Here is a 13460-nt window from a genome sequence, read left to right as displayed (position 1 = left end):
CCTGGCCTGAGGAGGGACAAGCGCCGCACTCCCCCGCAAAAGCCCCCTCTCCCCGGCCCTCTCCCGCGGGGGGAGAGGGAGTCAGGCAGGGCGCTGCGGTGGCGGTTGATGGCCGCAGCGCCCCACCGGCGTCACTGCTGCTTGTTCACGAACGCCACCGTGAGCCCCTTGGCCGTCACCGTGATGGCCCCCGGCTGCAGGCCCATGCCGTCGAACATGGCGGTGTCTTGCGGGCGCAGCTGGTGCAGCGTGACTTCGCCCAGCGACTGCTCGGCCAGCACCGGGCCGTAGGCGTTGAGCAGTTCGTTGACCGCCGGCTTGAGCGTGGGGAAATCCAGCTTGCCCAGCTTGATCTGGTGCGCCCGCAGCGTGCGGTCGCTGGCCTCGTAGCGCAGCGCAAACTCCACATCGAACGTGCCCGCATGGCTGCGCCGCAGCGCAGCGCCCGCCGCGTCCACCGCCATGGTGGCGCCGATGCGGTTCACCTCGGGCAACAGGCGCAGCCGCGGCGCCTGCAGGGTCAGGTCGAACAGGCCCTGCACCGGCACGCTGCGCGGGAACTTGGTGGCCGTCATCTCCTGCAGCTGCGACAGCGGCACGGTGTAGCTGGGCAGGGCCCACGCGGCACGCCCCGCCAGCGTCAGCGCAGCGCCGCCCAGGGCCAGGCTGCGGGAGGCGGTGGTCAGAAATCGTCGGCGGTGCAGCATGGGGGTTCTCTCCTTGAAGGGTTGGGTGAGACACGGATGCTTTGAAAAGGTGCCGGGCCATCACCGCCATCGTGCCATCTTCGCGCCAGCTGCATTCCAATTTATCTATTCAAAAATATCAAAAAACCATTGAATTCATTGGCTATCCACTGATTTTTATCCATTCATATAATCATTCATGGCGCGCGCCCCAGACCTCACCTCCAAAGCCCTTGCCGCCCTGCGCCGCCAGGGCGGCGTGCTCACCAGTGCCGAGCTGCAGGAGCGGCTGGGCGTGAGCCAGCCCACCGTGTCGCGGGCGCTGGCGCCGCTGATCCACGGGGGCCAGGTGCAAAAGGTGGGCGCGGCGCGGTCGCAGCGCTATGTGCTGCCGCGCACCGTGCCCAACGTGGGCAACGAAGTGCTGGTGATGCGCATCGACGCGCACGGCCACCCGTCACCGTTTGCGCGCATGGTGCCGCTGGAGGGCGGCGCCTTCTGGGTGGACGAGGCCGACGGTGTGAGCGCGCGACACGACGGCCTGCCCTGGTTTCTGGACGACATGCGGCCCCAGGGCTTCATGGGCCGCACCTTTGCGCACGCCCACCCCGAGCTGCAGCTGGGCCACGACCCGGGCCACTGGAGCGACGACGACGTGCTGCGCGCGATGACGCTGTATGGCGACGACCTGCCGGGCAACCTCATCATGGGCGAGGCCGCGTTCCAGCGCTTTCACACGCTGCCAGCACGCGCCTCGCGGGTGGACTCTGCGGCGGCCTACCCAGCCCTGGCCGAGCAGGCCATGCGCGGCACCCACCCCGGCTCGTCGGCGGGCGGTGAGCAGCCCAAGTTCTGCACCATCACCGCGGGGCGGCACGTGATCGTCAAGTTCTCGCCCGCGGGCGCCGCGCCCGCCGACCAGCGCCTGCGCGACCTGTTGGTGTGCGAGCACCTGGCGCTGCAGACCCTGGCGCAGGCCGGGCTGCCGGCGGCGCCCACGCAGCTGTTCATGGACGCGGGGCGCGTGTTCCTGGAGTCGGAGCGTTTTGACCGCACGCCGCTGGCGGGGCAGGGCGCCGACAGCCTGGGCGGACGCATCGGCATGGTGTCGCTGCAGGTGTACAACGCCGAGTACGTGGGCGAGATCGACAACTGGGCCGCCACCGCCAACCGCATGGCAGCGCGCCACCTGCTGACCCCGGCCGACGCCCGCACCCTGCGCCTGCTGGAGGCCTACGGCCAGCTCATCGCCAACACCGACCGGCACTACGGCAACATCTCGCTGGTGCTCAAAGATGACGACTGGGCGCTGTCCCCCACCTACGACATGCTGCCCATGCTGTATGCCCCGGTGGGTGGCGAACTGGTGCCGCGCGACTTTGCCAGCCGCCCCCTGCAACCCACCGCCGCCACGCTGGGCGAATGGGCCGACGCGCGGGGCCTGGCACTGGCGTTCTGGCGCGCAGCGGCGGCGGATGCGCGGGTGTCGGCTCAGTTTCGGGGCATCGCGGCCGAGAATGCAAGCCACATAGGTCACATAGGTCACATAGGTCAAATAGGCCGCTAGCGCTTATCCACAAAGCGCTGCCAGCTATTATTTCAATAGCTGAAATTCCCTGGCGTCTCAGCGCCCCACCACCGACCAGCCGACCTTCTGGTCGGTCTTGTCGTTCTCATACTCCCACGCGGTGCCGCAGCGGTCGCACACATAGCGGGTGATGGTGACGGTGCCGTGGTCGCGCTCTTCCTTGCGGTTGCCGCGCTGCACCAGCTCGGCGTGGCCGGGGGCCTTGCGCCAATTGCGCTGAATGCCCTGGCACGGCTCGCACAGAGCCATGGGTTTGAGATCGTTCTGTCGGGCCAGGTCTTTGGTCATGGGTGGGGCAGCCTGGGGGCTGTGGTGGGGGTGGTTTGCGTGCTGCGGGGCGGCTACTGTAAGGCACCGGCGAACACGGGAGCCCGGCAGGGCAGGCTGACTGCAAGCCAAATCGGCCTGTGGTGCCCGATGATAAAGCGCCACCAGCTATCGAATCAGGAGTGGGCGCCCATCCCCACCCCCAGCGCCTTGTCCATGCGCGCGTTGTGCAGCAGCACGCCCGCGCGCTCCACCTGCTGGCGCGCCTGCACCACAAAGCCCTGCGCGGCAAAAAACGGCTCGGCGGTCAGGCTCACGTGGGCGTGCAGCCGGGCGATGCCACGCGCCACGGCCTGCGCGTGGATGTGGGCCATCAGCGCCCGCGCCACGCCCTGGCCCGCAAACGCCGGGGCCACGTAGAACATGTCGATGGTGCCGTCGGCCTGCAGGTCCGCAAACCCGGCGATGGCGCCACCGTCGCCGGCCTGAGCGATGAAGGGCTGGTTGGCCTGCATGCGCTGCGCCCACTGCGCAGCGTCGTGCTCCAGCGGCGCCCAGGCTACGAGCTGTTCGGCGCAATAGTGCTTGCAGGCCAGGCCGTGCACCGACGCGTGAAACACGGCGCGCAGTGCGGTTTCGTCGCCCGTGCGGAAGTGGCGGATGAGGAGGGAGGGCATATGGTGACGATTGGATCAGCGACCTAGCGCGAAGCGCATGGCGGGCGGCACGCACAGGGCCTGTGGGTCGCATGGAAAAGCGCGCGATTGTGCATTAGTGGGCTGCATGCACTGCACACGGCCGCAACAGCAGCGCGCGTAGGCCATGGCGCACAGCACGACAGGCCGCGTCACCGCGCCTGCGCCGCGTGCGGTTCGCTAGTGTTTGGGGTGGCAATCGGTTGCGTCATGGCTCGTACCTGGGCAGGACAACACAGCACTTGTGCACTTGTGCACATGGCCTTGGTCACGCTCCACGCGGCCACCTTGCCCTTCGCTGACCACTCACCGAATCACCCGCCACTGCCTGTCCACCGACCGATCCACCGATGCACCGCGTTCAATTCAAGCCACCAGGATCGCCCACATGCCTCGCCCCTTTTCAACCACCGCACCGCCTGCTGCAGCGCCTTCGCCCAACCCACCACTGGTGCTGGCCACCATCGACTTTTCAGCGCCCGCACACGAGGTGGCGCGCCGCCTGATCGGCGTGACGCTGCTGGTGGACGGCGTGGGCGGGCGCATCGTGGAGACCGAGGCGTACGACCAGACGGATGCGGCGTCGCACACCTTTGGCGGCCCCACAACGCGCAATGCGGCCATGTTCGGTCCACCGGGTTGCGCGTATGTGTACCGCTCGTACGGCCTGCATTGGTGCGTCAACACCGTGTGCCGCGAGGCCGGGCACGGCGCCGGGGTGCTGCTGCGCGCGCTGGAACCCACCCATGGCATCGACACGCAGCAGGCACGGCGCGGGCTGCAGGATGTGCGCCTGCTGTGCGCGGGTCCGGGGCGCCTGGCGCAGGCGCTGGGCATCGACGCCAGCTTCAACGGCCAGCCGCTGCACCTGCCGCCGTTCGCGCTGCTGGAGCCCGATGCGGTGGCTGCCGCGGGCATGCCGCCCAACGACGTGGTGACCGGCCCGCGCATCGGCATCTCCAAGGCGGTCGATGTGCCCTGGCGTTTCGGGCTGCGCGGCTCGCGCTACCTGAGCCGCGGGTTCGCAGCGGCGCCAAGCGTCGGCAGGTAGCGCATGCCCGGCTGGCGCGACCACGGCGCGTTGAACCCGGCGTCTCAGCCTGCGGCCATGCGCAGCCTGCGCGCCGCGTCTTCGTCGCGCGCATCGTCGATCTCGCGCAGCACGGCCTGCATGTCCACATCGACGTGCTCGGGCGCGTAGCGGCCGGTGAGCGGGGTCTCGTTGGTCAGCAGGCCGCTTTGGTACAGGCTCCAGATCTCGGGGCCGTACTGGGTGGCGCGCAGCTCGGGCGCGAACTGGCCGAAGAAATCGCGCAGGTTGGCCACGTCGCGCAGCAGCATGCGCTGGGCGTGGTTGTTGCCGGCAGCGTCCACCGCCTGGGGCAGGTCGATGATGACGGGGCCGTCCGCCGCGGGCTGGGCGTCTTCGCCGGGCAGGTGCGCCAGCAAGATGTTGAACTCCGACAAATCGCCGTGCACCACGCCCGCACACAGCATGCGCACCACCTCGGCCACCAGCGTGGCGTGGTGGGCGCGGGCATCTTCGGGCGTGAAGCTCACATCGTTCAGGCGGGGGGCTGCGTCGCCGTTGGCGTCGGTCACCAGCTCCATCAGCAGCACGCCGTCGTGAAAGTTGTAGGGCTGCGGCACCCGCACGCCCGCGGCGGCCAGGCGGTACAGCGCATCGACCTCGGCGCTTTGCCACGCGGCCTCCTGCTCTTGCCGGCCGAACTTGCTGCCCTTGGCCATGGCGCGGGCCGAGCGCGAGTTCTTGACCTTGCGGTTCTCGGTGTAATCGACCGCCTGCCGAAAGCTGCGGTTGTTGGCCTCTTTGTAGATCTTGGCGCAGCGGGTTTCGTCGCCGCAGCGCACCACGTAGACCATGGCCTCCTTGCCGCTCATGAGCTGGCGGACTACGGTGTCGATCAAGCCTTCTTCAACGAGGGACTGCAGGCGGGGGGGTGCTTTCATCGGTGCATTTTGCCCGTGTGGCGCCGCCTGCCGCGCCGTGCCGGTGGCGCGGGGGTTTTTTCAGCGCGCGCTGCGCAGGCCCATGAGCCGCTGGTGCACGGCATCGCTGCCATCCACCGGCAGCTGGTGCTTGGCCTGCAGGTAGTGGTCGGTGAACACGTCCAGGTAGGCCTCCAGCGTGTGCGCGGCGTGTGGCTCGCCGGCCAGCTCCAGGCACAGCGCGCCCACCTCGGACGTGCAGAAGTGGTCCATGCGCGTGGAGCGGCGCAGGTGGTAGCGCGACAGCTGCTCGGGCTGCAGGCTGAGCACGGGCAGGTGGTCGAGGTAGGGGCTTTTGCGGAACATCTTGCGCGCCTCGGGCCAGGTGGCGTCCAGCAGCACGAACAGCGGCCGCTTGCCATTCGGTGGCGCGACCTCCGTGACCACGCGCTCCGGCGCCACGAACTCGCCGGGGAACACCACGTAGGGCTGCCACTGCGGATCGGCCAGCAGCGCCAGCAGGCCGGGCTGCACCTCGGTGCGCGCCCAGCCAAACGCAAACGTGTCGGCCACCACGTCGGCGATCAGCCATCCGGTGTTGCTGGGCTTGAGCGGCTCGATGTCGGCCATCAGCAGGCACATGCCCGCGCGCGTGGGGACCTCGGGGCGCAGCGCGCACATGCAGTGGCTGGGCACCAGCCGGCAGCCGGCGCAACGCACGCCCTTGGGGCCGCCGCGCGCGAGGAAGGGCTTGGCGCTGCGGGCCAGGCGCTCGGTGCGCAGGCGGGAGACGGCGTGGGGCGCCACGCTGGCCGGCAGGGCCGTGCCTGGCGCCTCGCTACGACCCACCCGACTGCTCCAGCGCAAACAGCGGCAGCTCGGCTTTGCGGCTGAGCCACACGCCGCCGCCCAGCTCGATCGCGCCCTCTTGCAAGCCGCGGCGGTACAGATCGGCGCGGTGGCGGAACACGCGGTTGTCGGTCAGGTCTTCGTCGATGATGTCGCGCTCGTAGTCCTCGCGCGATACCGCCTCCACATACAGCGCGCCTTGGCTCAGGCGGCCCAGGTTGTGCAGCGCGGCCTTGAGGTCCGGCGGGCTCAGGTAGGGCAGCACGCCCTGGCAGATGACCAGGTCGAACGGCTTGTCCGCCGCGTAGTCCACCACGGAGCCCTGCTCCCACCCGAAGCGCTCGCACAGGTAGCTGCTGATCTCCACGCCCTGGTAGCTGGCCTGCGGAAAATGCTGCGCCACGATGCCCTTCCACAGCCCGATGCCGCAGCCCACGTCCAGCACGCGATGCACCGGCACCCGCAGGTATTTGAGATAGCTGCACACAAACGTGCCCAGCCGCTCCATGTGCGCCGGGTCCACCACGCTGGTCTTTTTGTCGAAGTAAAAGCGCTGGTAGTAGGCCTCGTCAAAAGTGGTGGCGCTGGCGGATTTCAATGGCGGGTCCTCGTGTTGGGGGGTTCCCCTCACCCGGTGGGCGGGCGGGGAACGAAGCGGCCAAGTATCCCCTACGCACCAAGGCGCTGCGCCACCGGCGCCTCACCCCTGCGGCGGGGTGCATGCCGTGCAGCGGCCACGGGCCGGCAGGGCAACGGCGGCGGCAGCGGTGACGACATGGCCCTGCCGATCACGCCGCAGCAGGCTTGGGCGGGCGGTGCAGCGCGCACAGCTTGTTGCCGTCCGGGTCGCGCAGGTAGGCCAGGTACAGCGCACCCGACGGGCCTTCGCGAAAGCCTGGCGGGTCTTCGCACGTCGTGCCGCCGTGGGCCACGCCGGCTGCGTGGAACGCGTCGGCCTGCTCGGGCGACTGCACCGCAAAGCCGATGGTGGCGCCATTGCCCTGCGTGGCGGGCTCGCCGTTGATGGGGGTGGAAATGGCGAAGGTGCCGTTGGGGCCGCGGTAGAAGTAGCGGTTCTTGTTGGCCACGCCGGGCGGCACACCGAGCGTGCCCAGCAGCGCGTCGTAAAACTTCTTGGACACTTCCAGGTCGTTCACGCCGACCATCACATGACTGAACATTGTTGTTGTCTCCGTTGGGCCCCTGCAGGGGCGGGTTGTGGGCGGGGGGATGTTACTGGCTCATCGGTGCGTGAGCCGGTCGCCAGCGTGCCACGTTGCGCGCATGCAGGGCGCCCCGATGGCCTCCACCACCCGCCCCGCAAACGCCAACCGCTATTGAATAGATAGCACTCCACCCAGGCAGCGCCATGTTGCCCACGCCCCAGCAGGCGACTGCGCGCACGCGCACTGCGGAATACCCGAGTGGGGTTCTGCCCCTGGATGAACCGATAATATGCATACATAGCGAACGCGGGCCCCACGGCCGGCTTCGCTGCGTGTGTTTCATCGAGTGGTTGATAAAAAAGGAATCCGAAAATGAATGTAGGCATCCGAAAGACCGTGTCCGCCCTGGCGGGTGGCGTGGCAGTGTCGGTGTGTGCGGTGGGCGTGGTGCACGCGCAGTCGCTCACCATCGCGTTGGCCGCAGAGCCGACGGCGGCCGACCCGCACTATCACAAGATGACGGCGAACGATGCCTTTTCGGCGCACGTGTACGACTCGCTCGTGGCGCGCAACGCCAAGATGGAGCTGGTGCCCTCGCTGGCCACGTCGTGGAAGAACCTGGACGACCTGACGTGGGAGTTCAAGCTGCGCCCCGGGGTCAAGTTCTCCAACGGCAAGCCGTTCACGTCCAAGGACGTGCTGTTCACCATCTGCCGCACGCTGAACAACGAGACCAATGTCTCGGAGTCGTACACCGACACCACCAAGCGCATCACCGACGTGAAGACGCCCGATGACCTGACCGTCATCATCAAGACCATCGCGCCGCTGCCACTGCTGCCCGCTGAAATGGCGCGGTCGTTGCCCATCGTGTGGAGCGGCATTGCGCAAAGCGGCAAGCTCGCGTTCGCCCCCAAGACGGGCTGCGGCGTGACCGGTGCCTGGCCCACCGTGACCGACTTCAACACCGGCAAGACGGCCATCGGCACCGGCCCGTATTTGATGAAATCCTACGTCAAGGGAACCGGCATCCAGCTGGAGCGCAACGATGCCTACTGGGGCGAGAAGCCGCACTGGAAGACCGTGAAGATGGTGCCCGTGCCCAGCGCCGGCCCGCGTCTGACGGGCCTGCTGTCGGGCGACTACGACGTGATCGAAAACCCCGCCGCGCGCGACCTGACCCGTGTGAAGGACAACGCCAAGTTCGACTTCGTCGCCACGCCGTCGACGCGCCTGGTGTTCCTGCAGCCCGACATCGGCCGCAACCCCAGCCCGCAGGTGAAGGCCGCGGACGGCAAGAACCCGCTGCAGGATGTGCGCGTGCGCCGGGCCATGAACATGGCCATCGACCGCAAGGCCATCGTGCAGCGCATCATGGACGGCATGGCCACGCCCGCCTACCAGTACATGCCCGACGGCATGTTCGGCGCGCTGCCCCAGGCCCCCGAGATCAAGTTCGACCCCGAAGGCGCCAAGAAGCTGCTGGCCGAAGCCGGCTACCCCAATGGCTTCGAGCTGACGCTGTCGTCCACCAACGACCGCTACGTGAACGACGCCCAGGTGGCCCAGTCGGTGGCGCAGTACTTCACGCGCATCGGCATCAAGACCAACGTGGATGCGATGACGGCATCGATCTACTTCCCCAAGCGCGCCAAGCGCGAGTTCAGCCTGCCCATGGGCGGCTGGCCTGCGGAAACGGGCGAGGCATCGGCGCTGTTCCAGCTGTGGGTGGCATCGCTGGATGCGCCCAAGGGCCAGGGCACCAGCAACTACGGCGCGAACTACAACCCCGAGTTCGACAAGCTGTACCTGCCGGCTGCCGACCTGGTGGACCCCGCCAAGCGCAAGGCCGGCCTGGAAGCCGCGACCAAGTTCGCGCTCGACAACGTGGCGCTGATCCCGCTGCACTTTGAAAGCAGCATCTGGGCCTTCAAGAAGGGCCTGAGCTACGAAGGCCGCCGCGACCAGTACACGCTGGCCACCTCGGTCAAGCCCAAGTAAGCCGTCGCGGGTCAGTGAACGATACGGGGTGCGCCTGGCGCACTCCGTATTTTTATTTTTCCTTCAGCGCCACGTCGCGCCCTCATCGCGCAATGCCGCGCAATGCCGCGCCCAGCCACGTCGTCACAGGCCAGCCATGTCCAAAGCCCCCTTCTTCACCCTGCCCAGCGGCCGGCGCCGTGCCGCTGGGCCGAGGCGTCCATCCATTTCGCGAGGGGGTGCCTGAGTGCTCATCTTCATCCTGCGAAGGCTCATGCAGAGCCTTTTTGTCCTGCTGGCCGTGTCGCTGGTGGTGTTCTTTGCGGTGTATGCCGTGGGCGACCCGATCGAACTGCTGGTCAATGCCGAAGCCAGCGAGGCCGATCGCCTGGCGATGATCAAGCGCCTGGGGCTCGACCTGCCCATCTGGCAGCAGTACACGAGCTTCCTGGTGCGCGCGCTGCAGGGCGACCTGGGCACCTCGTTCGTGCACGGCATCCCTGCCATCGAGCTGATCGTGCAGCGCATTCCGGCCACGCTGGAGCTGGTGCTGGTGGCGATCACGCTGACCATCGTGGTGGGTATTCCGCTGGGCCTGATCGCCGGTCTGAAGAACGACAAGCCCACCGGGCGCGGGTTGATGGCGGGCTCGGTGCTGGGCTTTTCGCTGCCCAGCTTCTGGCAGGGCATGGTGCTGATTTTGTGTTTTGCGGTGTGGCTGCAATGGCTGCCCGCCGCGGGGCGCGGCGACACGGTGGCGGTGTTCGGCGTGCCGCTGTCGCTGCTGACGGCCGACGGGTGGAAGCACGTGATGCTGCCGGCCGTGAACCTGGCGCTGGCCAACATCGCGCTGGTGCTGCGGCTCACGGCCACCGGCGTGGTGGACGCCAAGACGCAGGAATACGTGAAGTTCGCGCGCGCCAAGGGCCTTAAGCCCCGGCGCATCCTGACGCGCCACATCCTGCGCAACATCTTGATCCCGGTGGTCACCGTGATCGGCATGGAGTTCGGCACGCTCATTGCCTACTCCACCATCACCGAAACGGTGTTCGCCTGGCCCGGCATGGGCAAGCTGCTGATCGACAGCATCTACCAGCTGGACCGCCCGGTGGTCGTGGCCTATGTGCTGCTCGTGACCTTCATCTTCGTGATGATCAACATGCTGGTGGACATGCTGTATGCCGCGCTCGACCCGCGCGTGCAGCTGCAGGAATCGGAATAACCGCGGGCACCGACAACGATGACAATTCCAGAATCTCCCTCCACGCCGGTCGCGCCGATCACCCCGAAGACGTCGATCACACTGAACACACCGGCCCCATCCGCCGCGACACCGCTGTCGGACACGCCGCGGCGCCGCGCCATCCTCAAACATCTGCGCAGCCGCCCGTCCGTCAAGGGCTCGGTGATCGCGCTCATCGTGCTGCTGCTGGTGGTCATGCTGGCGCCGTTCCTGGCGCCGCAGAACCCGTATGACCTGGCGGCCCTGGACCTGATGGACGGCCGCTTGCCGCCAGGCTCCAAGAGCATGGACGGCCTGACCTACTGGCTGGGCACCGACAGCCAGGGGCGCGACATGCTCAGCGCCATCCTGTACGGCCTGCGCATCAGCCTGACCGTGGGCCTGGCCGCCGTGGCGCTGGCCACGGTGATCGGCAGCCTCGTCGGCCTGGTGGCCGCCTACATCGGCGGTTTTGTCGACACGGTGCTGATGCGCATCGTGGACTTCATCCTGGGCTTTCCGACCATCCTGGTGGCGCTGGTGCTGCTGGCCATGCTGGGCCGCGGGGTGGACAAGGTGGTGATCGCCATCGTGACCGTGCAGTGGGCGCACTACGCGCGCATCATGCGCAGCCGCGCGCTGCAGGAGCGCCGCAAGGAATACATCGAGGCGGCGCAGAACCTCGGGTTCCCGGCGTGGCGCATCATGCTGCGCCACCTGCTGCCCAACTGCCTGGGCCCGGTGATGGTGTTCGCCACCATCCAGATCGCCAATGCCATCGTGCTCGAAGCCACGCTGTCGTTCCTGGGCGTGGGCGTGCCCATCACCGAGCCGTCGCTCGGCCTGCTCATCGCCAACGGTTTTCAGTACCTGCTGTCGGGCGACTACTGGATCAGCATGTTCCCGGGCCTGGCGCTGCTGCTGTTGATCCTGACGATCAACGTGATCGCCGACCGCCTGCGCGCCGCACTGGACCCGAGGGGCTGACGATGACCACGACGACGACGACGACGACGACAACAACGCCTTTGCTTGAAGTGCGTGGCCTGCACACCGTTTTCCACACCGAAGAAGGCGCCTGGCCGGCCGTGAGCGGTGTGGACCTGTCCATCCAGCCCGGCGAGATCGTGGGCCTGGTGGGGGAGTCCGGCTCGGGGAAATCGGTCACCGGTTTTTCCGTCTTCGGCCTGATCGACCCGCCCGGCGAGGTGATCGCCGGCGAGGTGCTGTTCCAGGGCCAGGACCTGCGCGGCCTGACCGAAGAGCAGATGCGCCGGTTGCGCGGCAACCGCATCGCGATGATCTTCCAGGACCCGTTGATGACGCTGAACCCGGTGCTGCGCATCGAGGAGCAGATGCTCGAAGCCATCCAGACGCACCACCCCGAGGTCTCGCGCGCGGCGGCCCTGCAGCGCTGCGTGCAGGCGCTGGAGATGGTGGGCATCCCCGCCCCCGCATCGCGCCTGCGCAACTTCCCGCACGAGTTCTCGGGCGGCATGCGCCAGCGCGTGGCGATTGCCATTGCGATGCTCAACCAGCCCGCGCTGATCATCTGCGACGAGCCGACCACGGCGCTGGACGTGACCATCCAGGGCCAGATCCTGTACCGCATGCAGGAGATCTGCCGCACGCACGGCACGGCGCTGGTCTGGATCACGCACGACCTGGGCGTGATCGCCGAGCTGGCCGACAAGGTGGCCGTGATGTACGCGGGCAAGATCGTGGAGTCCGGCCCGGTGGCGCAGGTGCTGGACGCCCCGGCGCACCCGTACACCCGCGGCCTGCTCGATTCGCTGCCCGGCGCCATCGCGCCCGGCGAGCGCCTGCGCCAGATCAGCGGCATGGCGCCCACGCTGAGCAACCGCCCCGCAGGCTGCGCCTTTGCGCCGCGCTGCAGCCGCGCCCTGCCCCAGTGCGCCACCACCGAGCCCGAGCGCACGGTGGCCGGCGGCCGCACCTACCGCTGCTTTGCCCCCCTTGTTGCCCTGGACCCTGCCGCATGAGTACGACCCTGCCTCCCGTCATCGAGCTGCGCAATGTCCACAAGCGCTTTACCAAACACCAGGACCTGATAGGGCGCGCGCTGGAGCTGGCGGGCAGGAAGCCCGTGCCCCGCACCGTGCACGCCGTCAACGGCGTGAGCCTGTCCATCGCGCCCGGCGAGGTGCTGGGCCTGGTGGGCGAATCGGGCTGCGGCAAATCCACCCTGGGCCGCGTGGTGGCCGGCCTGCACCACCAGACCGAGGGCGAGCTGCTGTACCAGGGCGCCGACGTGGCGGGCCTGAACCGCGCCGACAAGCTGGCCTACACGCTGGGCGTGCAGATGGTGTTCCAGGACCCGCAGGCCTCGCTCAACCCGCGCCAGCGCCTGCACCAGATCCTGGGTGAGGCGCTGCAGGTGCACAAGCTCGCGCCCGCAGCCGAGATCCCCGCGCGCATCGACCAGGCGCTGGCCGAGGTGGGCCTGGCCGCCGAGTACCGCGACCGGCTGCCGCACCAGCTCTCGGGCGGGCAGCGCCAGCGCGTGGGCATTGCCCGGGCGCTGATGGTGTCGCCGAAGTTTCTGGTGTGCGATGAACCGGTGGCGGCGCTGGATGTGTCCATCCAGGCGCAGGTGATCAACCTGTTCATGGACCTGCGCGCGCAGCACGGCCTGACCTACCTGTTCATCAGCCATGACCTGGGCGTGGTGCGGCACATCTCCGACCGCGTGGCCATCATGTACCTGGGCAAGATCGTGGAGATGTCGACCACGGCCGAGATCTTTGCGCGCGCCAACCACCCCTACACGCAGGCGCTGATGGCCGAGGTGCCGGACCTCGCGCGGCGCAAGCGCGTGTTCGTGCCGATAAAGGGCGATATCCCCTCGCCGCTCAACCCGCCATCGGGCTGCACCTTTCACCCCCGCTGCCCCCACGCCATGCCGCGCTGCCGCGAAGAAGTGCCGCCGCTGGAAGCCATTGCACCCGGTCACTGGTCGGCCTGCCACCTGAACCACACGGCCCCTTGAACCCGCCTGACCCCACCTGATCCACCCGACCCAGCTGACCCACCTGA

Annotated in this window: 14 protein-coding genes; 7 read left to right on the top strand and 7 right to left on the bottom strand. The window is 68.2% G+C overall.

What is annotated here, in order from left to right:
* Positions 1-131: 131 nt before the first annotated feature.
* Positions 132-707 (bottom strand): DUF1439 domain-containing protein, encoded by a 576-nt coding sequence (locus ACIGHN_RS19720; RefSeq protein WP_396505670.1) that lies wholly within the window; start codon positions 705-707, stop codon positions 132-134.
* Positions 708-885: 178 nt separating this feature from the next.
* Between ACIGHN_RS19720 and yjjJ the strand changes: the two genes are divergently transcribed.
* A complete protein-coding gene (gene yjjJ, locus ACIGHN_RS19715; protein ID WP_396505669.1) occupies positions 886-2253 on the top strand; it encodes a type II toxin-antitoxin system HipA family toxin YjjJ in 1368 nt (455 codons plus the stop codon).
* A 57-nt stretch (positions 2254-2310) separates the two neighbouring features.
* Here the strand turns inward: yjjJ and ACIGHN_RS19710 are convergent, their stop codons facing one another.
* Positions 2311-2562 carry a hypothetical protein gene (locus ACIGHN_RS19710; protein ID WP_056171071.1) on the bottom strand — a complete coding sequence of 84 codons (252 nt, stop codon included), beginning with the start codon at positions 2560-2562 and terminating at the stop codon, positions 2311-2313.
* A 155-nt stretch (positions 2563-2717) separates the two neighbouring features.
* Complete coding sequence (locus tag ACIGHN_RS19705) at positions 2718-3218, bottom strand: GNAT family N-acetyltransferase (protein WP_396505668.1); 501 nt, start codon at positions 3216-3218, stop codon at positions 2718-2720.
* A 406-nt stretch (positions 3219-3624) separates the two neighbouring features.
* Between ACIGHN_RS19705 and ACIGHN_RS19700 the strand changes: the two genes are divergently transcribed.
* Positions 3625-4287, top strand: coding sequence for a DNA-3-methyladenine glycosylase (locus ACIGHN_RS19700; protein WP_082517035.1), 663 nt, complete (start codon positions 3625-3627; stop codon positions 4285-4287).
* 44 nt (positions 4288-4331) lie between these two features.
* On the opposite strand, the gene ACIGHN_RS19695 is transcribed toward ACIGHN_RS19700, so the two are convergent.
* From ACIGHN_RS19695 to ACIGHN_RS19680, 4 genes are all read right to left on the bottom strand, one after another.
* Positions 4332-5207 carry a PA4780 family RIO1-like protein kinase gene (locus ACIGHN_RS19695; protein ID WP_396505667.1) on the bottom strand — a complete coding sequence of 292 codons (876 nt, stop codon included), beginning with the start codon at positions 5205-5207 and terminating at the stop codon, positions 4332-4334.
* A gap of 60 nt (positions 5208-5267) precedes the next feature.
* Entirely contained in the window at positions 5268-6035 is a 768-nt protein-coding gene (locus ACIGHN_RS19690; RefSeq protein ID WP_396505666.1) for a tRNA-uridine aminocarboxypropyltransferase, read from the bottom strand.
* Positions 6025-6633, bottom strand: a complete 609-nt coding sequence (locus ACIGHN_RS19685) for a methyltransferase domain-containing protein (protein ID WP_396505665.1) — start codon at positions 6631-6633, stop codon at positions 6025-6027. Before ACIGHN_RS19685 ends, ACIGHN_RS19690 begins: the two co-directional genes overlap by 11 nt.
* A 190-nt stretch (positions 6634-6823) precedes the next feature.
* A complete protein-coding gene (locus ACIGHN_RS19680; protein ID WP_056171083.1) occupies positions 6824-7216 on the bottom strand; it encodes a VOC family protein in 393 nt (130 codons plus the stop codon).
* 357 nt (positions 7217-7573) lie between these two features.
* Here ACIGHN_RS19680 and ACIGHN_RS19675 point away from each other — a divergent pair, with 357 nt between their 5' ends.
* From ACIGHN_RS19675 to ACIGHN_RS19655, 5 genes are all read left to right on the top strand, one after another.
* Positions 7574-9202: an ABC transporter substrate-binding protein gene (locus ACIGHN_RS19675; protein WP_056411253.1), complete on the top strand. Its 1629-nt coding sequence runs from the start codon at positions 7574-7576 to the stop codon at positions 9200-9202.
* Between the two features lie 226 nt (positions 9203-9428).
* Positions 9429-10403, top strand: coding sequence for an ABC transporter permease (locus ACIGHN_RS19670; RefSeq protein WP_056171089.1), 975 nt, complete (start codon positions 9429-9431; stop codon positions 10401-10403).
* A gap of 18 nt (positions 10404-10421) precedes the next feature.
* On the top strand, positions 10422-11390 hold the full coding sequence (locus ACIGHN_RS19665; protein WP_396505664.1) for an ABC transporter permease: 969 nt from the start codon (positions 10422-10424) through the stop codon (positions 11388-11390).
* Positions 11391-11392: 2 nt separating this feature from the next.
* The gene (locus ACIGHN_RS19660; RefSeq protein ID WP_396505663.1) at positions 11393-12406 is read left to right on the top strand and encodes an ABC transporter ATP-binding protein; all 1014 of its coding nucleotides are present in this window, start codon (positions 11393-11395) and stop codon (positions 12404-12406) included.
* Positions 12403-13413, top strand: a complete 1011-nt coding sequence (locus ACIGHN_RS19655) for an ABC transporter ATP-binding protein (RefSeq protein ID WP_396505662.1) — start codon at positions 12403-12405, stop codon at positions 13411-13413. The genes ACIGHN_RS19660 and ACIGHN_RS19655 overlap by 4 nt, the downstream gene beginning before the upstream one ends.
* Positions 13414-13460: the final 47 nt, after the last annotated feature.

The organism is Acidovorax sp. NPDC077693 (assembly GCF_044542805.1).
Taxonomy (GTDB): domain Bacteria; phylum Pseudomonadota; class Gammaproteobacteria; order Burkholderiales; family Burkholderiaceae_C; genus Acidovorax.
Note: the sequence above shows the minus strand (reverse complement) of the source record. Positions and strands in the feature narration are given on the sequence as shown.

Coding starts and splice junctions, on each gene's coding strand:
- ACIGHN_RS19720 (WP_396505670.1), bottom strand. CDS start 707: ATGCTGCACCGCCGACGATTTCTGACCACCGCCTCCCGCAGCCTGGCC.
- yjjJ (WP_396505669.1), top strand. CDS start 886: ATGGCGCGCGCCCCAGACCTCACCTCCAAAGCCCTTGCCGCCCTGCGC.
- ACIGHN_RS19710 (WP_056171071.1), bottom strand. CDS start 2,562: ATGACCAAAGACCTGGCCCGACAGAACGATCTCAAACCCATGGCTCTG.
- ACIGHN_RS19705 (WP_396505668.1), bottom strand. CDS start 3,218: ATGCCCTCCCTCCTCATCCGCCACTTCCGCACGGGCGACGAAACCGCA.
- ACIGHN_RS19700 (WP_082517035.1), top strand. CDS start 3,625: ATGCCTCGCCCCTTTTCAACCACCGCACCGCCTGCTGCAGCGCCTTCG.
- ACIGHN_RS19695 (WP_396505667.1), bottom strand. CDS start 5,207: ATGAAAGCACCCCCCCGCCTGCAGTCCCTCGTTGAAGAAGGCTTGATC.
- ACIGHN_RS19680 (WP_056171083.1), bottom strand. CDS start 7,216: ATGTTCAGTCATGTGATGGTCGGCGTGAACGACCTGGAAGTGTCCAAG.
- ACIGHN_RS19675 (WP_056411253.1), top strand. CDS start 7,574: ATGAATGTAGGCATCCGAAAGACCGTGTCCGCCCTGGCGGGTGGCGTG.
- ACIGHN_RS19665 (WP_396505664.1), top strand. CDS start 10,422: ATGACAATTCCAGAATCTCCCTCCACGCCGGTCGCGCCGATCACCCCG.
- ACIGHN_RS19660 (WP_396505663.1), top strand. CDS start 11,393: ATGACCACGACGACGACGACGACGACGACAACAACGCCTTTGCTTGAA.
- ACIGHN_RS19655 (WP_396505662.1), top strand. CDS start 12,403: ATGAGTACGACCCTGCCTCCCGTCATCGAGCTGCGCAATGTCCACAAG.